The organism is Streptomyces sp. NPDC057682, from assembly GCF_042799575.1.
In the GTDB taxonomy this organism is placed as follows: domain Bacteria; phylum Actinomycetota; class Actinomycetes; order Streptomycetales; family Streptomycetaceae; genus Streptomyces.
The window spans coordinates 12,442-36,086 of sequence record NZ_JBHVIN010000022.1 but is presented as its reverse complement, the minus strand read 5'-3'; the positions used below and the strand labels follow the sequence as shown (position 1 = coordinate 36,086).

Annotated in this window: 17 protein-coding genes; 8 read left to right on the top strand and 9 right to left on the bottom strand. The window is 72.8% G+C overall.

The features are described 5' to 3' along the window. Window positions 1-14 precede the first annotated feature (14 nt). Entirely contained in the window at window positions 15-566 is a 552-nt protein-coding gene (locus ACFVDM_RS32600) for an acyl-CoA thioesterase (protein WP_383648900.1), read from the top strand. A 37-nt stretch (window positions 567-603) separates the two neighbouring features. Here ACFVDM_RS32600 and ACFVDM_RS32595 read toward each other — a convergent pair whose 3' ends face one another. Beyond that, window positions 604-1,968, bottom strand: a complete 1,365-nt coding sequence (locus ACFVDM_RS32595) for an LCP family protein (protein ID WP_383648897.1) — start codon at window positions 1,966-1,968, stop codon at window positions 604-606. A 278-nt stretch (window positions 1,969-2,246) separates the two neighbouring features. Here ACFVDM_RS32595 and ACFVDM_RS32590 point away from each other — a divergent pair, with 278 nt between their 5' ends. Next, window positions 2,247-3,278, top strand: coding sequence for a glycosyltransferase family 2 protein (locus ACFVDM_RS32590; protein WP_383648894.1), 1,032 nt, complete (start codon window positions 2,247-2,249; stop codon window positions 3,276-3,278). 64 nt (window positions 3,279-3,342) lie between these two features. On the opposite strand, the gene ACFVDM_RS32585 is transcribed toward ACFVDM_RS32590, so the two are convergent. From ACFVDM_RS32585 to ACFVDM_RS32570, 4 genes are all read right to left on the bottom strand, one after another. Beyond that, window positions 3,343-5,040 carry an LCP family protein gene (locus tag ACFVDM_RS32585; protein WP_383648891.1) on the bottom strand — a complete coding sequence of 566 codons (1,698 nt, stop codon included), beginning with the start codon at window positions 5,038-5,040 and terminating at the stop codon, window positions 3,343-3,345. A 61-nt stretch (window positions 5,041-5,101) separates the two neighbouring features. Then, complete coding sequence (locus tag ACFVDM_RS32580) at window positions 5,102-6,847, bottom strand: LCP family protein (protein ID WP_383648889.1); 1,746 nt, start codon at window positions 6,845-6,847, stop codon at window positions 5,102-5,104. A 225-nt stretch (window positions 6,848-7,072) separates the two neighbouring features. Next, on the bottom strand, window positions 7,073-8,467 hold the full coding sequence (locus ACFVDM_RS32575; RefSeq protein ID WP_383648887.1) for an LCP family protein: 1,395 nt from the start codon (window positions 8,465-8,467) through the stop codon (window positions 7,073-7,075). A 231-nt stretch (window positions 8,468-8,698) separates the two neighbouring features. Continuing rightward, window positions 8,699-9,448, bottom strand: coding sequence for a TIGR03089 family protein (locus tag ACFVDM_RS32570; protein ID WP_383648884.1), 750 nt, complete (start codon window positions 9,446-9,448; stop codon window positions 8,699-8,701). A gap of 138 nt (window positions 9,449-9,586) precedes the next feature. On the opposite strand from ACFVDM_RS32570, the gene ACFVDM_RS32565 reads away from it, so the two are divergent. From ACFVDM_RS32565 to ACFVDM_RS32555, 3 genes are all read left to right on the top strand, one after another. Further along, a complete protein-coding gene (locus ACFVDM_RS32565; protein ID WP_383648882.1) occupies window positions 9,587-10,870 on the top strand; it encodes an N-acetylmuramoyl-L-alanine amidase in 1,284 nt (427 codons plus the stop codon). Window positions 10,871-11,005: 135 nt separating this feature from the next. Beyond that, window positions 11,006-12,097: a sugar phosphate nucleotidyltransferase gene (locus ACFVDM_RS32560; RefSeq protein WP_383648880.1), complete on the top strand. Its 1,092-nt coding sequence runs from the start codon at window positions 11,006-11,008 to the stop codon at window positions 12,095-12,097. A gap of 91 nt (window positions 12,098-12,188) precedes the next feature. Further along, complete coding sequence (locus ACFVDM_RS32555; protein WP_383648878.1) at window positions 12,189-13,169, top strand: DNA-3-methyladenine glycosylase family protein; 981 nt, start codon at window positions 12,189-12,191, stop codon at window positions 13,167-13,169. A gap of 29 nt (window positions 13,170-13,198) precedes the next feature. On the opposite strand, the gene ACFVDM_RS32550 is transcribed toward ACFVDM_RS32555, so the two are convergent. From ACFVDM_RS32550 to ACFVDM_RS32535, 4 genes are all read right to left on the bottom strand, one after another. Then, window positions 13,199-13,687, bottom strand: a complete 489-nt coding sequence (locus ACFVDM_RS32550) for a DUF6882 domain-containing protein (RefSeq protein WP_383648876.1) — start codon at window positions 13,685-13,687, stop codon at window positions 13,199-13,201. Window positions 13,688-13,763: 76 nt separating this feature from the next. Further along, on the bottom strand, window positions 13,764-15,080 hold the full coding sequence (locus ACFVDM_RS32545; RefSeq protein ID WP_383648874.1) for a coenzyme F420-0:L-glutamate ligase: 1,317 nt from the start codon (window positions 15,078-15,080) through the stop codon (window positions 13,764-13,766). Beyond that, complete coding sequence (gene cofD / locus ACFVDM_RS32540; protein WP_383648872.1) at window positions 15,077-16,033, bottom strand: 2-phospho-L-lactate transferase; 957 nt, start codon at window positions 16,031-16,033, stop codon at window positions 15,077-15,079. Before cofD ends, ACFVDM_RS32545 begins: the two co-directional genes overlap by 4 nt. Window positions 16,034-16,090: 57 nt before the next feature. Further along, window positions 16,091-16,588: a cysteine dioxygenase gene (locus ACFVDM_RS32535; protein ID WP_383648870.1), complete on the bottom strand. Its 498-nt coding sequence runs from the start codon at window positions 16,586-16,588 to the stop codon at window positions 16,091-16,093. Between the two features lie 696 nt (window positions 16,589-17,284). On the opposite strand from ACFVDM_RS32535, the gene ACFVDM_RS32530 reads away from it, so the two are divergent. The 3 genes from ACFVDM_RS32530 (at window position 17,285) to ACFVDM_RS32520 (ending at window position 23,389) form a co-directional block, all read left to right on the top strand. After that, the gene (locus ACFVDM_RS32530) at window positions 17,285-17,548 is read left to right on the top strand and encodes a WhiB family transcriptional regulator (protein WP_030927001.1); all 264 of its coding nucleotides are present in this window, start codon (window positions 17,285-17,287) and stop codon (window positions 17,546-17,548) included. A 289-nt stretch (window positions 17,549-17,837) separates the two neighbouring features. After that, window positions 17,838-21,842 (top strand): glycosyltransferase, encoded by a 4,005-nt coding sequence (locus ACFVDM_RS32525; protein WP_383648868.1) that lies wholly within the window; start codon window positions 17,838-17,840, stop codon window positions 21,840-21,842. Then, window positions 21,839-23,389 carry a DUF5719 family protein gene (locus ACFVDM_RS32520; RefSeq protein WP_383648866.1) on the top strand — a complete coding sequence of 517 codons (1,551 nt, stop codon included), beginning with the start codon at window positions 21,839-21,841 and terminating at the stop codon, window positions 23,387-23,389. The genes ACFVDM_RS32525 and ACFVDM_RS32520 overlap by 4 nt, the downstream gene beginning before the upstream one ends. Window positions 23,390-23,645 lie beyond the last annotated feature (256 nt).

Genomic DNA, 23,645 nt, shown 5'->3' with positions numbered 1-23,645 from the left:
ATAAGGTGGAGGGCATGACAGATCAGGCCCCGCGCCCGGAGGATGACATTCCGGGCAAGCCCACCGCAGCCTCGCGGACCACGCTCAGCCACATCATGACCGGCAGTGACACCAATCTCCTGGGTACGGTGCACGGCGGCGTGATCATGAAACTGGTCGACGACGCGGCGGGCGCGGTGGCCGGGCGGCACTCGGGCGGCCCCGCGGTGACGGCTTCGATGGACGAGATGGTCTTCCTGGAGCCGGTCCGCGTCGGCGACCTCGTGCACGTCCGCGCCCAGGTCAACTGGACCGGCCGCTCCTCCATGGAGGTCGGCGTCCGCGTCATGGCCGAGCGCTGGAACGAGTCCACCCCCGCCACCCAGGTCGGCACCGCCTATCTGGTGTTCGCGGCGGTCGACGCGGACGGCCGGCCGCGCCGCGTCCCGCCCGTCGTCCCGGAGACCGAGCGCGACAAGCGGCGCTACCAGGAGGCCCAGATCCGCCGCACCCACCGGCTGGCCCGGCGCCGCGCCATCAAGGAACTGCGCGAGAAGCGCGCCGCCGACGGCATCGAGGACGAGTAGCCGGCCCCGCGGCCCCCGCTTCCCCGCCGCCCGGGTCCTACGGGCAGACCACCTCGTCGCCCTTCACCGCGCCGAACCGCCCCGGATCCGGCTCCTCGGCGCGCACCCGCTCCACCGCCCGGTAGTCCTCGCCCGCCGTCACCCTCAGCGTGCCGCCCTGCCCCGTGACCGCCTTGAGCTGCGCCCCCGGCAGCGCCGCCGCCAGAGTCTTCGCGGACCGGTCCCAGCGCGGGTCGTACGTCACCAGGGTGTGCTTGAGGTCGCGCTCCGGGGCGGTGAGCGGGGCGCGGGTGGTGTCGAACCCGGTGGCGTGCAGCGCGGCGTCGACGGTGGCGCCGAGCCCGTCCTTCGGCGTCCCGTTGTAGACCTGCACCCGGATCCGCCGGGGATCCACGTCGACCTTCTTCGCGGGATCCCGGTGCGGACGGGCCACCGCCAGCGGTTTGTCCTCCCGCAGGGCCTCGAACAGCGCCCGGGACTTCTTCGGGTCCCATTTCACCGTCGAACCGATGCCCTTGACCGGGTAGGCGACGTTGCCCAGCGGAACCGAGGTGAACTCCGACGAGGCGGCGGAGAAGCCCCGCATGGCCTGGCCGAGCTCCAGCATCTGCTCGGTGCCGAAGCTGGTGTCGGCCCGGACCGACTTCAGCATCGTCGAGGCCACCTCACGGAACCGCACCGGGTTCAGCAGCACCCCGCTGCTCGTCGCCTGCTTGATCAGCGAGGCCATGAACTTCTGCTGGCGCTGCATCCGGCCCAGGTCCGCGGCGCCGTCGATATGCCGGGAGCGCACGTACTGGAGGGCCTGGCCGCCGTTGAGCTCATGGGTGCCGGCCGCCAGGTCGAGGCCGGTGTAGGAGTCCTTCATCGGGCGGCTGGTGCAGATCTTCACCCCGCCGAGGGTGTCGACGGTCGTCATGAAGCTGGTGAAGTCGACCTCCAGATAGTGGTCGACCTTGACACCGGTCATCTGCTCGACCGTCCGCACGGTCAGGTTCGGCCCGCCCTCGGCGTAGGCGGCGTTCAGCTTCACCGGATGGGCGGCGTGCTCCTTGCCGCTGGTCCCGTCCCGGTGCGCGGGCAGCTCCGCGTAGCTGTCGCGCGGCAGGCTGACGACGCTCGCGCGCTTCCGGTCCTCGGACAGGTGCACCAGCATCAGCGTGTCCGTGCAGTGACAGGGCGCACCGCCCAGCCGGTACTTCCGCTTCTCCTCCGCGGTGATCCGGTCGCGGCCGTCCGTGCCGACCAGCAGCAGATTCATGCCGTGGCCGCCCGTGGGCCGGTTCTTCATGTCCTTGAAGGGGTCGATCCGGTCGATCCCGTTCTCCAGGTTGGTCACCACGGCATGGCCGATCCCGCCCGCGCCGAGCACCAGCACGGAGAGCCCGGTCGCCACACGCATGCCCCAGCGCGGACGCTCGTTCCGCTTCGGCGGGCGCCGGGGGCGCGGCGGGACCTGGCGCGGCAGGGGCGGACGGGGGGAGCGCCGGGGTGCGGGCATGGGAGGGACCTCCGCTGAAAGAGGGACAATTCGTACGGTAGGTCCATACGATCTCCATCCCGGCAGCCCGGCCGGCGGCGCGCGCCGCTGTCCCCCATTCGCGGTAACGTGGCGGCCGAATCATGCCGCTTGGTGGGGTGAGAGACCCCCGGCGCCCCCGAGGACCATCCGAGGACCACATGTCTGCCGCGCAGCACCCCGCCGTCTCCGTGATCATGCCGGTGCTCAATGAGGAACGTCATCTCAGGAACTCCGTCCGGCACATCCTGGAGCAGGAGTACGCCGGTGAGATGGAGGTGGTGATCGCGCTCGGCCCGTCCACGGACCGCACCGACGCGATCGCCGCCGAACTGGTCGCGGAGGACCCCCGGGTCCACACCGTGCCCAACCCCACCGGTCGCACTCCCGCCGCGCTCAACGCCGCGATCCAGGCGTCCAGCCACCCGATCGTGGTCCGCGTCGACGGCCACGGCATGCTCTCGCCCGACTACATCGCGACCGCCGTCCGGCTCCTGGAGGAGACCGGCGCGCAGAACGTCGGCGGCATCATGCACGCCGAGGGCGAGAACGCCTGGGAGGACGCCGTCGCCGCCGCGATGACCTCGAAGATCGGCGTCGGCAACGCGGCCTTCCACACCGGCGGCGAGGCCGGCCCCGCCGAGACCGTGTACCTGGGCGTCTTCCGCCGCGAGGCCCTGGAGAAGGCCGGCGGCTACAACGTCGAGTTCATCCGCGCCCAGGACTGGGAGCTGAACTTCCGGATCCGCGAGGCGGGCGGCCTGATCTGGTTCTCGCCCGAACTGCGCGTGCAGTACCGCCCGCGCCCCTCGGTCCGGGCGCTCGCCAAGCAGTACAAGGACTACGGCCGCTGGCGCCATGTCGTCGCCCGCTACCACTCCGGCTCGATCAACCTGCGCTATCTGGCCCCGCCGACCGCCGTCGTCGCCCTCGCGGCCGGTCTCGTGGTGGGCGCCGCCGTCACGCCCTGGGCGCTGGTCGTTCCGGGCGGGTACGTCGCCGCGATCGTCGCCGGATCCCTTCCGGCGGGCAAGGGGCTGTCGCTGAAGGCGCGGGCGCGGATCCCCGTCGCGCTGGCCACCATGCACATGTCCTGGGGCTTCGGCTTCCTGACCAGCCCCCGCTCGCTGGCGAAGAGGGTCATCGCGAGCCGTCGGCCCTCGCTGGGCGAAGCGGGCACCACGGTCGCCTGACCCGCGCGGACACAGGAGAGGGGGCGCCCGGCCGGACCGGGCGCCCCCTCTCGTACGTGCTCCGCTACATCTGGCGGTACGGCCAGTACACGTCCATGCAGTCGTCCGTCTTGGAGCTGTTGCTGGCCTCGGTGCCCTCCAGCGGATCGCTGTCCTCCGCGTCGGCGGCGGGGGCCTTCGGGAAGGTGGACCCGGTCCGCCAGTCCGAGCCGACGGTGAGCGTCAGCCCGGCCCCGTCCGGCGTCTCCGCCACGGCGCTGGTCGGCAGCCCCAGGGCCTTGGCGACCGAGAGGGCGTCGGCCTTGCCCTGGGCGCCGGCGCTGTGCGGGTAGGTCACCTCGGTCGTGAGCGTCGAGCCGGGGTCGGTCGAGGTGTCCGCCTCGGTGAAGCCCTTGGCCTTCAGCAGGTCCCGGACCTGACCGGCCCGGCCCTCGGTGGCGGACTGGCCGTCCGCGGAGGTGCCGTTGACCACGGTCACGCCCAGCGAGGCGGGCGCACCGGCCTTCGGCCCGGCCGCCGCCTTCTTCTTCGCCTTGGCCCGGTCCTTCGGGTCCAGCGACTCGTCGTCGCGCAGCATCGACCAGAGCTTGTCGGCGGCCCCGGGCTTCGGCAGGACGTGGGCGTCCGGGTCCTGGGGGTCGGCGATGCGGGGCATCGTCAGCATGGTCATCTTGTCCAGCGGCACGTTCTTCAGCTGCATGCCGAGGTCGAAGAGCTTCTTGACGGTGCCGATCTCCTCGGAGACCTGGAGCGACTCGACCGCGGTCTCGGCGAGGTTCATCAGCCGGCCCGTGTCGGTGAAGGCGTTCTGGCTCTTCAGCTCGCGCATGACCGAGTTCAGATACATGTGCTGGGCCTTGGAGCGGCCGATGTCGCTCTCGAAGGCGTGCCGGGTGCGCAGCCACTTCAGGGCGGTCTCGCCCTTGATCTTGTGGCGGCCCGCGGTCAGCCGCAGATGGGAACCGCCGGGGACCCCGGGCTTGGACACGTCGTTGACGTTCTGCTTCACACAGACCCAGGCGCCGCCCACGGCGTCCGCCATGTCCACCACACCGGCGAAGTCGACCATGATCCAGTGGTCGATGTAGACCTTGGTGAGCTGCTCCCAGGTGTCCAGGGTGCACCCCGGGCCGCCGCGCAGCGTCTCGTTGATGATGCCGTTGCTGGCCGGGTACTTCTTGTGGGTGTCCGGGTTCTCGCAGGCCGGGATGTTCACCCGGGTGTCGCGCGGGATGCTGATGACGGAGGCGTTCTTCCGGTCGGCCGACACATGGAGCAGCATCTGCACATCCGCCAGCGGGGTGCCCCCGACGCTGCTCTTCGAACCGCCGAGCTTCAGGTTCTCCGCGCTGTTGCGGCTGTCGGAGCCGATCAGCAGGATGTTCAGCGGGGTCTGGCCGTCCGCGTTGGGGGCGGCCTTCTTCGCGCCGCTGTTGCCGGCGCTGCGCTCGCCCTTGCGGAGCTTGCTGTTGAGGTGCTCGTAGTACAGGTAACCGGCCGCGCCGGTGCCGAGTATGAGGAAGGCGACCGAGAAGGCGATCCACCGCAGGACGCGGTGCTTCTTCTTGCCGGGCGCGCGGCGGGACCGGCCGCGGCGTCCGCCGTGGCTCCCGGCGCGGTGGCCGCGGCCACCGCCGCCCTCCGCGGAGTCCGACGGTGCGGACCGCTCACCGTCGTTCCCGTCCTCCGCGCCGTACAGCCCGTCGTCCCAGCCGAGTTGGCCGGCGGGACCGACACGTGGTCGGGTCCCCTCCCCAGGCATACCGCTCCGTCCCACCGGGACCCCCCTGCTGCTCAGACTCGTATCGCGCGGTGACACGGTGTCACTTCGCGCACTCCGACTTGTCGGCACTGGCCTTGGGAATGTCGATCTTCGCGGGGGCCTTGATGGGCGTACCCGCCTCCTTGAAGTCCTTCCCCAGCGTCAGCACCATCGGCTGCTTCCCCACGGCGTCCTCGGTGCCCGGCTTCATCGCGGAGCCGGGCAGCCCCATCATCTCGGCGAGCGCACGGGCCTGATCGGCCTGGTTCGGCGCGTACACGAGCGTCGTCTTGTCGATCTTCTGCGGGGCGTTGGCCTTGTTCGTGGACTTCAGCACGCCCTTGTCGTTCTGGAGCCAGACGACGGTCTGCTGCGCACCGCCGGGCACCTCGCCACCGTTGTAGACGTCGACTCGGACGTCGGCGGCGGGTGCCTTGGTTCCCTTGAGGAGCGCGTCCTGCTTGCTCTTGGCCTTCTTCTTCTGCGCGGCCACCTCGGTGAGCGAGGTGTCGTCGCGCATCATCGAGAAGAGCTGCTCCGCCTGGGTCGGATGGGCGACCACGGTGACGGGCTTGGGCTCCTCCGGGTTGTCTATCACCGGCATGGTGACGAACGTGATGTTCTTGGTGTCGATCTTGGTGAGTTCCTTGGCCAGCGTCGTCAGCTTCGGCACCGAGTTGATGGCCGAGTCGACCGTGAGGGCCTTGGTCGCCGCGTCCGCCAGCTTGTAGAGCTTCGTCGGGCTGGTCAGCGTGTCGCTCGACTTCATCTCGCGGATCATCGAGGCGAGGAACTGCTGCTGGCCCTTGATCCGGTCGAGGTCGCTGCCGTTGGTGTAGGCGTGCCGGGTCCGGACGAAGGCGAGCGCCTCCTCGCCCTGCACGGTGCTCTCGCCCGCCGGCAGGTCGAGCTTGGAGTCCTTGTCCTTGACCGGGTGGGCCAGGCAGATCTTGACGCCGCCGACCGCCGTGGAGAGGGTCTTGACCGCGTTGAAGTCGACCATCATGAAGTGGTCGACCTGGAGGCCGGTCAGCGCCTTGACGGTGTCCATCGTGCAGCCCGGGTCGCGGCCGGCCTCACCGAGACTCCGGTTGAACCGGACGTGGTTCAGGCCCGGGATGGTCTTCTCCGAGCCGTCCTCCTGCTTGGACTTGCACTCGGGGATGTCGGTGATGAGGTCGCGCGGGATGCTCATCGCCGTGGCGTTGGTGCGGTCCTCGGAGACGTGGAAGAGGATGTTGGTGTCGGCGTGGCCGACGCTGCCCTTGTCGCCGTAGCCCTCGTTGCCCTTGCCGGTGCGCTTGTCCGTACCGATGACCAATATGTTGAGCGGGGCGTTGGCGGTGATGACGTCCTTGTTGCCGCGGTCGCCGATGTCGACCGTGCTGATGTTGCCGTTGAAGTGCTGGTACAGCCAGTAGCCGCCGGCCGAGGCGCCCACCAGCAGGAAGGCCATCACACCGCCGGTCCAGACCAGGACCTTCTTGCGGCGGGACCGGGGCGCCTTGCGCTTGCGACGGCCCGGACCCTCACCGGCGGACCCGCCGGGTTCCTGACCGCGCGGTCCGGCCGCGCGGCGGCCGCCCTGGCGCGGCACCGTGCCCTCGGCGGGCGCGCCGCGCCGCCGGCCGGTCTCGGGACCACCGCTCGCGGACGCCGAACGGCGCGGGGCCGGAACCCCGGGCGCCCGGGTCGAATCCCCTCCGGAGTGATTCAGTCGCAATTCGTAGTCGCCGGTGTCCGGGTTGAGAACCCATTGGTCTGCGGGATCGAATTCTTCCGCCCGCCCACGGCCTTGTGCATCCACGGTCGCTTGAGTCCTCCGTCGGTGCCACGCGACGCGCCCTCCCCCCGAAAAGGGCGCTCAGTTCTGGTTCCTGAAGTGCGCGGCCAGCTGGCCGGAAGCACCGGATCGCGTCACACTATCCGTCCTGTTCGGTGCGCAGCGACGGGCGTGACACATTCCACGGCCTTTACAACCGGGCATTCTTCCCATTGCGCGCCGAACGTCCATGACTGTTTGGCTATTGCTTTACTGCTTGCACAGGTCGGCCGCCGCATTGTTTCCCGAGTACGTGGGTGTGGGCGACGGTCCCGATGCCTCGTCGGCGTCAGCGTTCTTTCCTCCGTCCTCTTTCAGCTGGTCCGCGGGCACCACGGCGACGGGTTCGTCGTCGCGCAGCTGCTTGAAGAGTCTGTCCGCATCGGGCTGTACCAATTCGTCCCGGTTGGCGTCGAGTCGGTACGACTGCCGGGGCACGGTCAGGAACTGGACCCGGTCGGTCGGCACGCTGCGCATCCCGCGCACCAGGTCGTACAGGTCCTTGAGGCTGTCCAGCCCGGGGTCGGTGGTCAGCGCCTTGGTGGCCGCGTCCAGCACCGGGTAGAGCCGGGTGGGGTTGAGCAGGACGCCGTTGCTCTGCACCTTGTTGACCAGGGCGCCCAGGAACTGCTGCTGGCGGTCCATGCGCTCGGTGTCGCTGCCGTTGCCGATGGACTTGCGGGCCCGTACGTAGCCGAGGGCCTGCTCCCCGTTGAGCTTCTGGCGGCCCGCCGGGAGCTTGAGGTGCGCGGACTTGTCGTCGATCGGCTCCTTGAGGCAGACCTCGACGCCGTCCACGGCGTTCACCATGTTCTTGAAGCCGCTGAAGTCGACGACCATGTAGTGGTCGATCCGGATGCCGGTCATCTTCTCGACGGTCCGGATGGTGCAGGCCGTCCCGCCGATCTCGAAGGCCCAGTTGAACTGGGCGAATTGCGGTTTGCTGACGCTCTTGTCCGTCTTATGGCATTCCGGGATGTTCACCATCAGATCGCGCGGCAGCGACATCGCGGTCGCGCTCTTCCGGTCCGCCGCCAGGTGCAGCAGGATCGTGGTGTCCGAACGCTGGCTGCCGCCGTCGTCGCGCCCGTACTTCCGGTTGTCCCCGGCCCTGCTGTCCGAACCGATCAGCAGGATGTTCTGCGCGTCGTGCACGACCTGGGCCGGACGCTCCTTCTCGTACGCCTTCAACTCGGCGGCCGCGGAGGTGTCCGTCCGGATGTTGCCGTCCAGCTTCTTGTACAGCCACCAGCCGGTGCCCGCGGCGGCCAGGACGACGAACGAGGCGCCGAGCGCCGTCCACCGCAGCCAGTGCCGCTTCCGCCGCACCGTGAGGGCGACGGCCGGCGGGACGCCGTCCGGGGGCGGGGCGCCGTGCCCCGGGCCACTGCCCGAGCCGCTGCGCGTCTCGCCGCCCGGGGCGTCCGCCGGGGCGGACCGCCCACCGGAGTCCGGGGCGGACCGCCCACCGGAGTCCGGGGCGGACCGCCCACCGGAGTCCGGGCCGGGCGCGCCGCCCGCCGCCGGTTCCGCCGCGTCGGGCGTCCGGTCCCCCTTCCCGTCCGGGTCCTCGGGCCCGTCCGGTGTGCCGGCGCTTTCGGTCACGTCTGCGTCCATCCTTCACGTTCGGCAGCGCGTACGGCCGCCGGTCGCACAAGTAGACGGCTGAACCTCACGCTTGGTTGTGCCTTGAGTGGTCCGTACCGCAGATCATGTACCGGAGCTGACGGATCGACGGGAGGGCTCGGCCCACGCTGGTCCGGACGAGTGGTCCTCAGGCCGCTTGTCGTACCGGTGTGTTGACGAACCCGGTCCCGCCGGCGCCGACCGGGGGCCTCACACGCTCAGCGTGACCCGCTCGCTCTCCACCCGCCGGGCCAGCGCCTCCGCGTCCAGCCGGTCCGCGTTCCGGCACAGCACCACGGACCCGCCGGTCGCGAGCGGGGCGAAGAGCCCGGCGCTCAGCCCGTCCCAGCTGTCGTACGTCCGCCGCGACAGCAGCCGGGAACCGGCGTCCAGCCCCAGCGCCGCGCCGTCCCGCCGCGCCCGCTCCACCAGCTCCGCCCCGGTCAGCTCGATCCCGCCCACCGCCAGGGCCGGCGCCCCCGGGTCCACCGGTGTGAACGGGGCGAAGCGGTCGCCCTGTGCCGGCACCTCGACCGCGTAGTCCATGAAGCCCTCCGGGACCTGCGGGAACCGGCCGCCCAGCGGGCGCAGCGCCAGGGCGACCCGCTCCCCGCCGCAGGCCCGCGCCGCCTCCAGGTCCTCCGGCCCGGTCACCACGAGATCGGCGGCGGCCGGGTCACCCTGCACATCGGCGACCACGCCGACCGAGGCGCAGGCCAGCAGCCAGACCGCGGACTGCCAGTGCGCCGGGAGCAGCAGCGCGAGCCGGTCGCCCGGCTCCGCGGCGAGGTCGCCCTGGAGGAGGTTCGCCGTCTTGGCCACCCAATTGGCGAAGGTGGCCACCGAGAGTTCGACGCGTTCTCCGGTGGCGTCGTCGTAGAAGGTGACCAAGGGGCGGGCCGGGTCCGCGGCGAGCGCGGAACGCAGCAGGTCGGCAGGGGTGCGGTCGCTGGCGTTCATGGGCGGAAGCGTACGCGGCGGCGGTGGAGGGCCACCGGTGCGGCGGACACCGGGTACACCGGTTCGGCAGACGGGCCGTCAACTGACCCGGAACATCCCGGTCGCCGGACTCGTCCCCTTGTGTCAAGGATCGTTTGTATGCGTGCCTTCCTTGCATCCGCCATAGGTGTCACCTGCGCGTCGGCCCTCGTGCTGCCGCTCGCCGCGCCCGCGGGCGCCGCCCCCGACACCACCGCCCGTCCGGCCACCGCGTCCGAGCCCGCCGACCCGCCCGGCTCGACCCGCTCCCTGGCCCTGACCCCCCTGACCGCGCCCTCCTCCCGGTCCGCTGGCGCCGCCGACCCGGGACAGGGGCTGTCGAGACCCCGCGTCCAGCCGTTCTCCCTGGTCGGCGTCGTCTGGAACGACGTGAACACCGAACTCCACGGCACCGCCCAGGTCCGCACCCGCGCCACCGCCACCGGCCGCTGGTCCGGCTGGCAGGACCTGGAGACCCACAACGCCGAGCACTCGGCCGACGCCGGAACCGCCGAGCGCGACTCCGGCGCCGCCCGGGGGTCCACCGCCCCGCTCTGGACCGGCGCCTCCGACGGCGTCGAGGTCCGGGTGGTGCCCGAGACCCCCGCCACCCGCGGCACGTCCCCCCTGCCGCTCCCCGCCGGACTCCGTCTCGAACTCGTCGACCCCGGCGCCGCGCCCGAGCAGAACACGGCGGCCGGGGCGGACCGCACCACCGCGCTCGGCGCCGCCGCCCTGCCCGCCCTGAGCCGCACGGCCACGCAGGCGGCCGCCGGATTCGCCCCCGGCGCCAAGCCGTACATCGGCCCCCGCCCCCGCATCATCACCCGCAAGGGCTGGGGCGCCGACGAGAAGCTCCGCGAGAAGAGCTTCGCGTACACCAAGAGCGTCAAGGCCGCCTTCATCCACCACAGCGCCACCGGCAACAACTACACCTGCTCCCAGGCACCGTCGGTGCTGCGCGGCATCTACCGCTACCACGTCAAGAGCAGCGGCTGGCGCGACATCGGCTACAACTTCGCCGTCGACAAGTGCGGAAACATCTACGAGGGCCGCGCCGGAGGCGTGACGAAGGCCGTCATGGGCGCGCACACCCTCGGCTTCAACACCAACACCATGGGCATCGCCGTACTCGGGACCTTCACCAAGTCCAACCCGCCCGCCGCGGCCGTCACCGCCGTCGAGAAGCTCACCGCCTGGAAGCTCGGCCTGTTCGGCGGCAACCCCAAGGGCAAGGTGACGCTCGTCTCCGCCGGGAGCAACAAGTACAAGAAGGGCAGGAAGGTCAAACTGAACGTCATCTCCGGACACCGCGACGGTTTCGCAACCGAATGCCCCGGAGCGCGTCTCTACAAGAAGCTCGGCACCGCACGGACCGGATCGGCCCGGCTGCAGGGCCGCTGACGCGAAAGGAGCCACCCGGCGCCGGACGCGCCGGAGACCTGCTGCGGGCTGCTGACCGAGGACGTCCTTTCCGGTCTGCATACACTGGCCAGCCGAAACCCCGGCCCGGCCCCAGCAGGAAGCAGAGACAGTGCTGTGACAGAGGCAAAAGAAGCGATCCTCCTGGTCGGCGGCAAGGGAACCCGGCTGCGCCCGCTCACGGTGCACACGCCCAAACCCATGGTCCCGGCCGCGGGCGTCCCCTTCCTCACGCACCAGCTGGCGCGTGCCAGGGCCGCCGGGGTCGAGCACATCGTCCTCGCGACGTCGTACCTGGCGGAGGTCTTCGAGCCGTACTTCGGCGACGGCTCGTCGCTGGGCCTCCACATCGAGTACGTCACCGAACGCGACCCGCTCGGCACCGGCGGCGCCCTGCGCAACGTCGCGGAGCGCCTCGTCTCCGGCCCGGACGAACCGGTCCTGATCTTCAACGGCGACATCCTCACCGGCCTCGACATCCGGGCCCTGGCCGCCTGCCACACCGAGTCCGGGGCGGACGTCTCGCTCCATCTGACCCGGGTCGAGGACCCGCGCGCCTTCGGCCTCGTCCCCACCGACGACACCGGCCGCGTGACCGCCTTCCTGGAGAAGCCCCAGACGCCCGAGGAGATCGTCACCGACCAGATCAACGCGGGCGCCTACATCTTCCGCCGCTCGGTCATCGACACCATCCCGGCCGGGCGGCCCGTCTCCGTGGAACGCGAGACCTTCCCCGGACTCCTCGCCGACGGCGCCCACCTCCAGGGCATGGTCGACTCCACGTACTGGCTGGACCTCGGCACCCCGCAGGCGTTCATACGCGGCTCCGCCGACCTGGTCCTCGGCCGCGCCCCCTCCCCGGCCGTCCCCGGCCGCTGCGGCGACCGGCTCGTCCTGCCCACCGCCACCGTCGCCCCCGACGCCAAGCTCTCCGGCGGCACGGTCGTCGGCGACGACGCCGTGATCGGCGCGGGCGCCAGGATCGACGGCTCCACCGTCCTCGCGGGCGCCGTCGTCGAACCGGGCGCCGTGATCACCGACTCGCTCGTCGGCGCCGGGGCCAGGATCGGCAGCCGTACGGTGCTGGCGGGCGCGGTCGTCGGTGACGGTGCTCACGTCGGCGCCGACAACGAACTGCGCGAGGGCGTCCGCGTCTGGTGCGGAGCCCACCTGCCGGCCGCCTCCCTCCGGTTCTCCTCGGACGAATGACCGGAGCGGTCCACCCGTACGAGGAGAGCCCGGCCGGCCGGATTCGGCCGTACCCTCGACTGGCAGCCCCGACTACCGAGGACCTTCACCCGTGGCAGGACGATTCGCCCCCCGCAGCGCCCCGCGCGCGGCCGTCCCGCGCCAGACGGCGACGCCCGTACCGGCGGCGCTGACCCGCGACTGGACCCCGCCCGGCCCGCTCGACCTGCGGCTCGTCCTCGGCCCGCTGCGCCGCGGCCCCGCCGACCCCACGTTCCGGATGTCCGCCGACGGCTCGGTCCGCCGGGCCAGCCGCACCCCGGCGGGCCCCGGCACGCTCCATGTCGTCGCGCGCGAGGGTCGGATCGAGGCGGCGGCCTGGGGGCCCGGCGCGTCCTGGCTGCTGGACCAGCTGCCCACGCTGCTGGGCGCGGGCGACACCCCGGAGGACTTCACCCCGCGACACCGGCTGATCGCCGCCGTCCACCACCGCCGCCCGGGACTGCGCCTGCTGCGCACCGGTCTGGTGCTGGAGTCCCTGATCCCCTCGGTCCTGGAGCAGAAGGTCACCACGGACGAGGCCTATCGCGCCTGGCGTCTGCTGGTCCGCACCTACGGGGAGCCGGCCCCCGGCCCCCAGGAGTACGGCCTCTACGTGATGCCCGACGCCCGCACCTGGTCCCTGATCCCCTCCTGGGAGTGGCACCGCGCCGGCGTCGACAGCAAGCGCTCGGCGACCATCCTGCGCGCGGTCCGAGTGGCCCGCCGCATGGAGGAGGCGGCGGCCATGGAACTGCCCGACGCCCTCACCCGCCTCCAGGCCGTCCCCGGCATCGGCCCCTGGACCGCCGCCGAAACCCTGCAGCGCACCAACGGCGCCGCCGACGCCGTCACCGTCGGCGACCTCCACCTCCCCGGCATCGTCGGCCACGCCCTGGCCGGCGACCGCGATGCCGACGACGAGGCCATGCTGGCCCTCCTCGCCCCCTACGAGGGCCAGCGTCACCGCGCGACCCGCCTCATCCTGCTCTCCGGCCACACCCCGCCCCGCCACGCGCCCCGGATGACTCCGCGCAACATCGCGCCGTTGTAGCGGGGCGGGCTGACGCGGCGGGTTGTGGCTCAGGGCGCTTCGGCGACCGGCTCCAGGCCGTGGATCGCGAAGTGCAGCTGCACGTCGTCCACCTGATCCGCCCAGAGGCCTTCCGCGTCGAGCACCGAGGCCGCGACCATCCGGGCCTCGGCCACGAGCCCGGGTTCGTGGGCGAAGCCCGGCCACGGGAGCACCGGATACCCGTGCGCCTTCCCGAATCGCCGCACCTGCTCGATATCTCCCAGGACCGCGGGCGGCAGCGAGTCGTTGGCCCAAGCCCACAGCCAGCTCCGCTGGGCGAGGCTCACGCTGCCGATCATCGTGAGTCGTCCGGTGAGGAACGTCCTCCCGTCGCGGGACCACGTGATCCGCGCGTCGTCGAGCGACCAGTCGTACTGGACGTCGCCCGACAGTCCGTGGCGCTCGACCATGAGGGCCTGCCGTGAGCGGGCCCGTTCACCGGCCGCGCGCACCACCTCGTCCCAGTCGGAATGGTCGTGCGACGAGCCGTTCTCCACCGTGCCTCCTTGCGCGCAAGCGTCGGCAGGATCCTCCCATCGCCGCCCGGCCGGTCGGGCAGCGGGCCCGACGCCCTCACCGCACCGTGACGAAGTCCTCCGGGTCCCGTCCCGTGCGTGGGGCCGGGGCCTCGGACGGGTGGCCGATCGCGACGGCGCCGAGGGGGTCCCAGGAGGCGGGGAGGCCGAGGGCGTCGCGGACGACGTCGCGGCAGAACATGGTGGAGGAGACCCAGGCGGAGCCGAGCCGTTCGCCGGCGAGGGCGACCAGGAAGTTCTGGATGCCGGCGCCGGCGGCGACCACGAACATCTCGCGCTCGGCGGTGTCCCGGCGGGGATCGCCGTAGGTGTGGGAGCCGTCCATCACCATGCAGGGGACCGCGAGATAGGGGGCCCGGCGCAGTACCTCGCCGCGGCGGACGCGCTTGGTGACGGAGTCCTCGCTCTTGCCGTCCCGCCTCAGATCGGCGATCCAGGCGTCCCGCATCGCGTCCAGGAGCCGGGTCCGCGAGGCGGCCGACTCCAGCAGGACGAAGCGCCAGGGCGTCGTGTGGTGCGGCGCGGGGGCCGTCACCGCGGCGGCCACGGCCCGGCGCACCGCCCCGGGGTCCACGGGGTCGCCGGTGAAGGAGCGCACCGTGCGCCGCTGGGTCACGGCCTCGCGGACCGCCTCGGAGGTGCCGAGCCGGAACATGTCGTCGGCCGCGACCCGCACCATGGCCCGCGCGCCCTCCGCGTCGTCGGGGTCCAGCACCTGGCCGAGCCCGCGCACGACCGCGACGGGCAGCCCCTCGGCCTTGCCCTTGACCAGATCACCGGCGGCGGCCAGTTCGTCGGCGGTGGCGACGACCGTGGCGGCGAGCGGATTGCCGTACGCGTCGGTGCCGCCGCGCAGATCGTCGAGGACCCGCACCCCGGCGGCCCCGATCGCCACGTCGGTGAGTCCGTTGCGCCACGGCCGCCCGAAGGTGTCCGTGACGACGACGCCCACCTCGACGCCGAGGACGTCCCGCAGCCCCCGGCGGATCGCCCGCGCGGAGGCGTCGGGGTCCTCGGGCAGCAGCAGCACCGTCCCGGCGGGGGTGTTCGACGCGTCGACCCCGGCGGCGGCCATCACCAGGCCCTGCCGGTTCTCCACGATCCGCAGCGGCCCCCGCCGGGCCACCACCCGTACCGTCTCCGCGTCTATGGCGGCCTCCCGGTCGGCGGCCTCCATGATCCGGCCCTCCGCCTTGGAGACGATCTTGGAGGTGACGAGCAGCACGTCTCCGTCGGCCAGCCCCGGTTCGGTGGCGGCGATCAGCTTCGCCAGATCGTCCCCCGCCCGCACCTCCGGCAGGCCCGGCAGCGCCCACACCCGGTAGGAGGGCGCGCCCTCCCCGGCGGCGCTCACGAGCGCACCTCCTCGGCGAGGGCCAGCGCCTGCCGGGCCATCTCGGCGGTGGTGGGCACATCGGTCATCATCAGCGGGACGGCGCGGCAGCGGATGCCCGCCGTCTCCACCTCGTCCACCGCGCCCGCGTCGACCGTGTCGACGAGCCAGCCGTCGAGCAGCCCGGAGCCGTAGTGCACGGCGACCGCGGCCGCCGTCGACTCGACGCCGACCGCGGCGAGGACCTTGTCGGCCATGCCGCGCACCGGGGCGTCGCCGACGATGGGGGAAAGCCCGACGACCGGCACCCCGGCCTCGGCGACGGCCTCGCGGATCCCGGGCACGGCCAGGATCGTCCCGATGGAGACGACGGGGTTGGACGGCGGGAAGAGGATGACGTCGGCCCCCGCGAGCGCCTCCAGCACCCCGGGCGCCGGCTTGGCCTGTTCGGCGCCGACGGGCACGATCGCCCGCGCGGGGACCGAGGCGCGCATCTTCACCCAGTACTCCTGGAAGTGCACGGCCCGGCTCTCGCCGTCGACGTCCACGGCGACGTGTGTCTCGACCCGGTCGTCGGACATCGGCAGCAGCCGCACACCCGGCTGCCAGCGGGCGCAGAGCGCCTCGGTGACGGCGCTGAGCGGATAGCCCGCGCCGAGCATCTGCGTACGGACGATGTGGGTGGCGAAGTCGCGGTCGCCGAGCCCGAACCACTCGGGGCCGACGCCGTAGGCCGCGAGCTCCTCCTTGACGTGGAAGCTCTCGTCGGTGCGGCCCCAGCCCTGCTCCTCGTTGATGCCACCGCCGAGGGTGTACATCACGGTGTCGAGGTCGGGGCAGACCTTGAGGCCGAACAGATGGATGTCGTCACCGGTGTTGCCGATCACCGTGATGTCCGCGTCCGGCGCGGCCTCCTTGAGGCCGCGAAGAAAACGAGCACCACCGATACCGCCGGCCAGAACCACAATGCGCATGGCGACAGTTTGTCAGGCGCGGCCCGATCGTTGGGGAGGGGTCTCAGGCCCGGGGCCTCAGGCCGGGGTCGGTGCGGGGGCCGCGGCGCACTGGGTGGCGTGCATCGGCATGTCGGTGAGGCCCGGGTAGTAGATGTGCAGGCTGACGGCCGGTTCGAGGGAGTCGTTGACCACCTCGTGGACGTAGCCGGGGGCGAAGACGCGCTGGGCGCCGACGGCCAGGGTCCGCTTGCCGCGGTCCGTACGCTCGGTCAGTTCGCCGTCCAGCACGGTCAGTACGCCGGAGGAGGGGCCGTGGTCGTGGAGTCCGCTGCCCTGGCCGGGGACCCAGCTGAGCAGCCAGACCTCGTAGCCGGGTCCGGTGCGCAGCCGGTGGTACCAGCGGGTGGTGGTGTCGTAGCGGACGAGCGGCGCCCAGGCGGCGCGGTCGGCGGCGACGGTGCGGGCGAGTCCGACGAATTCCGCGACGGTGGCGGGGTGTTCGCGGGCGGGGCGCAGGAGGTGGGGGACCTCGAGGAGGTCGCCGGCGATCTGGAGGTCGCTGTCGCTGTTCATGGGTGCGGTGGTTCCTCGGCAGGTGGCGCGGGTGCGGTGCAGGGGTGTCGCGAGGACCGCGGGACCGGGTGACCGCAGGGGCCGTCAGGCCACGGGGGAAGGGGTCCGGGGGTCCGGGAGGAGCTGGATACGGCTGGAGCGCGCGGGCTTCAACAGCCGAGACAGCTGGAACAGCAACAGCGGGCCTGGACAGCGCTGCGGAACCCACGGACGTGGGTGGTGCGCATCGCTGAGGTCACTGGCATGCCATCAAGGAGAGCGGGGACGGGCGGCACCTGTCAACCCAATGCCCGATTTGGCGGTAATGTTTCACCTCATCCGGTTACTCCATCCGGAGAAAGGTTTATGCAGACGCGGGGCCGGAGATGTGGCGCAACAGCCGTGCCTCCAAACACCGCCGCCCGTGATCGGACTGTGATCTTGATCGCTTCGGTGACCGAATCGCAACGTGTCCGCCCCCGGGGGAGTTCCTTCCAGTGGCAGGTTCGGGGGTGAAGGAGGCTATGGCATATGTCAGGTTTTTGGTGATTTGCACACTTTCTGCGTACGCTTGGTTCCGCAGAGTGAATACGGGGCCCAATAGCAGATGCGGGCTTGACTCGCCCAGAGCTACATACCTGTAATTTCACCCGTGTCGTTCGGCCGATTCGATCACGGCCGCATCACGGGGACGCAAGAGACAGACGAGGGGCGCACATGACCGAGCTGTTCCAGCAACTGCTGGTCGAGGACGCGGACGAGGAACTCGGCTGGCAGGAGCGCGCACTGTGCGCCCAGACCGACCCCGAGTCCTTCTTTCCCGAGAAGGGCGGGTCGACCCGCGAGGCGAAGAAGGTCTGCCTCGCCTGCGAGGTCCGCTCCGAATGCCTGGAGTACGCCCTCTCCAACGACGAGCGTTTCGGCATCTGGGGCGGTCTCTCCGAGCGCGAGAGGCGCCGCCTGAAGAAGGCCGCCGTCTGACGCGGCCCCGCCGCTCCCGGCCGGGAGCCGACCACTCCCCGGCCCCATGGTTTCCGGCCACGGCCCGCCGCCTGCACCCAGCCCGCAGGCGGCGGGCCGTCGTCGTGTCCGGGTGCGCCGCACTCCGTACCACCGCCCTCGTTCCCCGCTCCCGCGCCACCCCGGTTATCCGTACCGTTAGTGTGGGGCCCCGTCCGAGACGCGCCAACGACCCGACAGAGCGCGCGTGTACACCGAAGCAGCCCCCGGGGGGACGCCCCCCGGACCCGGCCGGAGGGCCCGTACCTCGATGTCCGTGCACAGCCAATCGGCGGCGCCGTACGCGGCCGCCACCGCCCCCGAGTTCCCCCGGCATGTCGTCACCGCCGTGCTCGTCTCCCACGACGGCGCACGCTGGCTGCCCGACGCGCTCGCCGGACTCCTCGGGCAGGAACGCCCCGTACAGAACGTCGTCGCCGCCGACACCGGCAGCGCCGACGACTCCGCGCGCCTGGTCACCGAGGCGCTCGGCGCCGACCGCGTCCTGCACCTCGCGCGGCGTACGAGCTTCGGCACCGCCGTCGACGAGGCGAGCCGCACCGCCGGCGTCCTCACCCCGGACGACCTGCCCTATCTGAAGCGGCCCAGCGGCTGGGACCCGGTCACCCGGACCTGGCGCGACGACGCCTACGACCTGCCCGAACTGCCGCACGGCGAACCGGTGCAGTGGCTCTGGCTGCTCCACGACGACTGCGCGCCCGAGCCGGACGCCCTCGCCGAGATGCTGCGCGTCGTCGACGAGGACCCGCACGCCGCGATCGTCGGCCCCAAGCTCCGCGGCTGGTACGACCGCCGCCAACTGCTGGAGGTCGGCGTCTCGATCGCCAACAGCGGCCGCCGCTGGACCGGACTGGACCGGCGCGAACAGGACCAGGGCCAGCACGACCAGGTCCGCACCGTCCTCTCCGTCTCCACCGCCGGCATGCTGATCCGCCGGGACGTCTGGGAGGAACTCGGCGGCTTCGACCGCAGACTTCCCCTGATGCGCGACGACGTCGACCTGTGCTGGCGCGCCCACCGGGCCGGACACCGGGTGCTCGTCGCCCCCGACGCCGTCCTGCGGCACGCCGAGGCCTCCGCCCGCGAACGCCGCCCCATCGACTGCGCCGGCCGCTCCGTGGCCAACCCGCACCGCGTCGACAAGGCCGGCGCCGTCTACACCATGCTCGTGAACACCCCCGGCAAGCGGCTGCCCTGGGTCCTGCTCAGGCTCGTCCTCGGCACCCTGCTGCGCACCCTGGCCTACCTCGTCGGCAAGGTGCCCGGCCAGGCGCTCGACGAGGTCACCGGCCTCCTCGGCACCCTGCTGCGCCCCGGCCGCATCCTCGGAGCCCGCCGCAGCCGCGGCAAGGGCGCCGTCGACCAGTCCGACCTGCGCGGACTCTTCCCCGCCCCCGGTGCCACCGTCCGCGCGACCGTCGAACAGGTCGCCGGGAACCTCGGCGGCGGCTCCGACGCCGACACCGGCGGCTCCCGGCACGGCGCCGTCGAGTCCGGACCGGGCGGCGACGACGCCGACTACCTGGAGATCGACCAGTTCGCCCGGCTGAAGAAGATCGGCCGCAAGCCCGGCCCGGTCCTCTTCGCCGTGCTCCTCCTCGTCTCGCTCGTCGCCTGCCGCGGTCTGCTCGGAGGCGGCGCCCTCGCCGGCGGCGCCCTGCTGCCCGCCCCCGCCGACGTCTCCGACCTCTGGGGCCGCTACGCCGACGGCTGGCACACCATCGGCACCGGCGGCACCCAGACCGCACCGCCCTATCTGGCCGTGCTCTCGGCGCTCTCCGCGCTCTTCCTCGGCTCCACCGGCTTCGCGCTCACCCTGCTGCTCGTCTGCTCGGTCCCGCTCGCCGGACTCACCGCCTACTTCGTCTCCCGCCCGCTGCTGCCCTCACGGCTCCTGCGGGCCTGGGCGAGCATCGCGTACGCCTTCCTGCCCGCCGCCACCGGCGCCCTGGCGACCGGCAGGCTGGGCACCGCCGTCCTAGCGGTCCTGCTCCCGCTGATCGCCCGCACCGCCGTCTCGGCGCACGGCATGCGCGCCACCGGCGACGCCCGCGGCAGCTGGCGCGCCACCTGGGCGTACACCCTGCTGCTCACCCTCGCGACGGCGTTCACGCCGATCGTCTGGCCGCTCGCCGTGGTGCTCGGCATCGGAGTCCTGGCGCTGCGCCGGGGCGACCTCACCGCCTACGCGCTGCGCTTCGTCGCCGCCGTCGGCACCCCGCTGCTCGTCCTCGCCCCCTGGTCGCTCTCGCTGCTCGGCAGCCCCTCGTCCTTCCTGAAGGAAGCGGGCCTGGAGACCGGTTCGGGCGAGGCCTCCGCCCTGGACCTGCTGGGCATCAGCCCCGGCGGCCCGAAGGCGGCCGGCGGTGTCCTCCTCCTCGGCATCGTGCTGGCCGCACTGGCCGCGCTGCTGCGCTCCGAGCGCCGCTTCGCCGTACGGACCGCCTGGGCCGCCGCCCTGGTGGGCCTCGTCTTCGCCGCCCTGGCCAACGGCTCCGGCTGGGCCGGGCCGGCCACCCTCGTCTACGGCGCCGCGCTCATCGCCGCCGCGCTGGTCGGCGCGGACGGCGCCCGGGTCCGCGTCGCCGAGCAGAGCTTCGGCTGGCGCCAGCCGGTCGCGGCCCTGATCGCCCTGGCCGCGGCGGCCGCCCCGGTGCTCGCCGCCGCCGGCTGGATGATCGGCGGCGCGGCCGGACCGCTGGAGCGCCGCGACCCGGTCCAGGTGCCCGCCTTCGTCGCCGAGGAGTCCGGCACCCGCGACCAGCCGCGCACCCTGGTGCTCGGCGGAACCTCGTCGGACCTGGTCGAGTACACCCTGGTCCGCGGCTCCGGCGCCCGCCTCGGCGACGCCGAACTGGCCGAGTCCGGCGGCGGCAACAGCCACCTCGACAAGGTCGTCGCCAATCTGGTGGCCGGCTCCGGCGCAGACCAGGGCAGCCAGCTCAGCGGCTTCGCGATCCGGTACGTCCTCGTGCGCGACGGCGCCCCGAAGCAGATGAGCCGGGTGCTCGACGCCACCCCCGGCCTCAGCCGGCTGAGCCAGCTGGACGGCAGCGCCCTGTGGCGGGTGGACCGCCGCCAGGTCGCCCGCGTCATGATCGTTCCGTCCGCCGCGGCCGACGAGCCGCTGCCGGTCGAATCGGGACCCGTCGAGGTGCACACCAAGATCCCCGCGGGCGCCGAGGGCCGGACCCTGCGCATCGCCGAGGCCGCCGACCCCGGCTGGCGGGCCGTGCTCGACGGCCGGGCGCTCGACCGCAAGACCGTCGACGGCTGGGCCCAGGGCTTCGCCCTGCCGGCCGGGGGCGGCACCCTGTCCCTCACGTACGAGACGCCGCTGACCCACCGGGCGTGGATCTGGGCCCAGATCTCGCTCGCCGTCGTCCTCGTGGTCATGGCCCTGCCGGGCCGGCGCCGGGAGATCGACGACGACCTGCCCGACGCGGACCTCGCGGTCCCGGCCGAGCCGGTCGCCGGAGAGGGCCGCCGGGCCCGCAGGCTCCGCGCCGCCGCCCTGGCGGAGGGCGAGCCGGACGGCGGGTCCCCGGACGGCCCCGACGGCCGTCCGGGCCCGGTGGGCGCCGACGGCATGCCCCTGGGCGCCCCGGCACCCGACGAGGACGACGACCCGGGCGTCTTCGTCCCCCGGCAGCAGGACGCCCCCGACGCCTTCGCCCCGCGACAGGCCGGGGGCGACACGGGTCAGTACGCGACGCTGCCTCCGCAGGGCGACGGCGACATCGGTTCGTACGCGACGCTGCCTCCGCAGGGTGAGGCCGACAGCGGTCAGTACGCGACGTTGCCCCCGCAGGGCGACGGCGACACCGGTTCGTACCCGGCGGTGCCGCAGCAGCAGTACGGCGAGTGGGACGGCACGCAGTACCAGGACCCCGCCTACGCGCAGTACCAGGACGGCCAGTACCAGGACGGTCAGTACCAGGACCCCGCGTACGGCAACGTCCCGCAGCAGCAGCCCGACGGTTCCGGCGGCTACGACGCCTACGGCTATCCGCAGCAGCAGGGCGGATACGCCCCGTACGACCAGGGCCAGTACGGCAATGCGCCGTCGTACGACCAGGGGCAGTACGACGCCGGTGCGTACGACGGCACCCAGTACGGCGCACAAGGGGCGTACGACGGCCAGGGCGCACCCGGCGGCCCGGCCCCGTACGACCCGCAGAACCCCGACGAGAACCCCGCCCCGGGCCAGCACCCGTGGCAGACCGGCAACGCATCGCGAGGCGAGTCCGAGTGAAGTCCACCAGCAGCCTGTCCCTGATCGCGGGCGTCGTCGCCCTCGCCGCCGTCACCGGTTTCGCCGCCGTCACCGCCCCCGGCGACACCACGACCACCACGGCGAGGACGGCCGAGCGGCTGCCCGTGGAGCGCACGAGCCTGCTCTGTCCGGCGCCCGGCCTCTCCGACCTGGCCGAGACGGCGTACACCTCCTTCACCCCGCTCTCCGGCGGCGGCGACGCCTCCGGCCCGGCCGGCACCGCCGAACTTCTGGCGCCCGCCACGGCCAAGGCCGACGCGAAGGACGACAAGAAGGACAAGGACGCGAAGGACGACAAGGACAAGAAGTCCAAGACGGCCGGTGCGGACAAGCCCGTCGTCGCCCTCAAGGAGCCCGGCAAGCCCGGCACGGGGGAGGCCTCCGGCTCGGACGCCCCCGCCCTCGTCGGCACCGCCACCGGCCGGCTGGCCCCCGGCTGGACCACCCAGCAGACCACCACCATCGAGGCGGGCGACGGCCGCGGCCTGCTCGGCGTCAGCTGCACCGCGCCCGACACGGACTTCTGGTTCCCGGCCGCGAGCACCGCGAAGACCCGCGAGGACTACGTCCACCTCACCAACCCGGACGACACCGCCGCCGTCGCCGACATCGAGCTGTACGGTCCCGAGGGCACGCTGAAGTCCGACGTCGGCGAGGGCATCACGGTCCCCGCCGGATCCGGCGTCCGCGTCCTCATCTCGACGCTGACCAGCCAGGCCGTGGACGATGTGACCGTCCACGTCACCACGCGCACCGGACGCGTCGGAGCGGTCGTCCGCACCGCCGACGACAAGGCCGGCTCCGACTGGCTCCCCGCCTCCGCCGACCCCTCGGGCACCGTCGTCCTGCCGGGCATCCCGGCGGACGCGACCTCGGTCCGGCTGGTCGCCTTCGCCCCGAGCGACGACGACGCCGACCTCACGGTCAAACTCCTCGGCAAGACCGGCGCGATCTCCCCGGTCGGCCACGAGGACCTGCACGTCAAGTCACGGATGACCGCGGGCGTCGACCTGAAGGACCTGACCCGGGGCGAGGCCGGCTCCCTGCTCCTGACCCCCAGCGAGAAGGGCCGGGCCACCCCCGTCGTGGCCGCGCTGCGGATCGTGCGGGGCAAGGGCGACAAGCAGGAGACCGGCTACATTCCGGCCACCGGACCCGTCGGCGCGCAGGCGACCGCCGCCGACAACCGGGCCAAGGGGTCCGTCCTCTCGCTCACCGCCCCCGGCGCCGCCGGCACCGTCAAGGTCACGGCCTCCGCGGGCAGCGGCGGCGGCACCCCGGTCAGCAAGACCTACCAGGTCCCGGCCGGTACGACCCTCGCCGTCACCCCGCCCGTCCCGGCCGGCCTCAAGGGCACGTACGCCCTCACCGTCCGCACCGAGTCGGGCGGCCCGGTGCACGCCGCCCGGACGCTGACCGTGCCGCAGGACGGCATCCCGATGTTCACCGTGCAGACCCTGCCGGACGACGGCGGCACGGTCGAGGTCCCGGCCGCCGAGCAGAACCTGTCGGTCCTGGACGACTGACGCGACGCGGTACGCGGTACGCGTACAGCGGGGCGCCCCGGGAAGGCGACCGCCCCGCCACCCGGACGGCGGGCCGGCCCATCCCGGACCGCCCGACACTTGCACGGCGGGACCGCCCTTCCCGGGGCGCCCGGCACCTGCACGGCGGGTCGGCTCTTCCCGGGGCGCCCGGCACCTGGACGGCGGGGCAGCCTCTCCTGTCCCGCCCGACACCTGCGCGGCGGGGCGGCCCTTCGGACCGTCCCGCCGTTCGCGT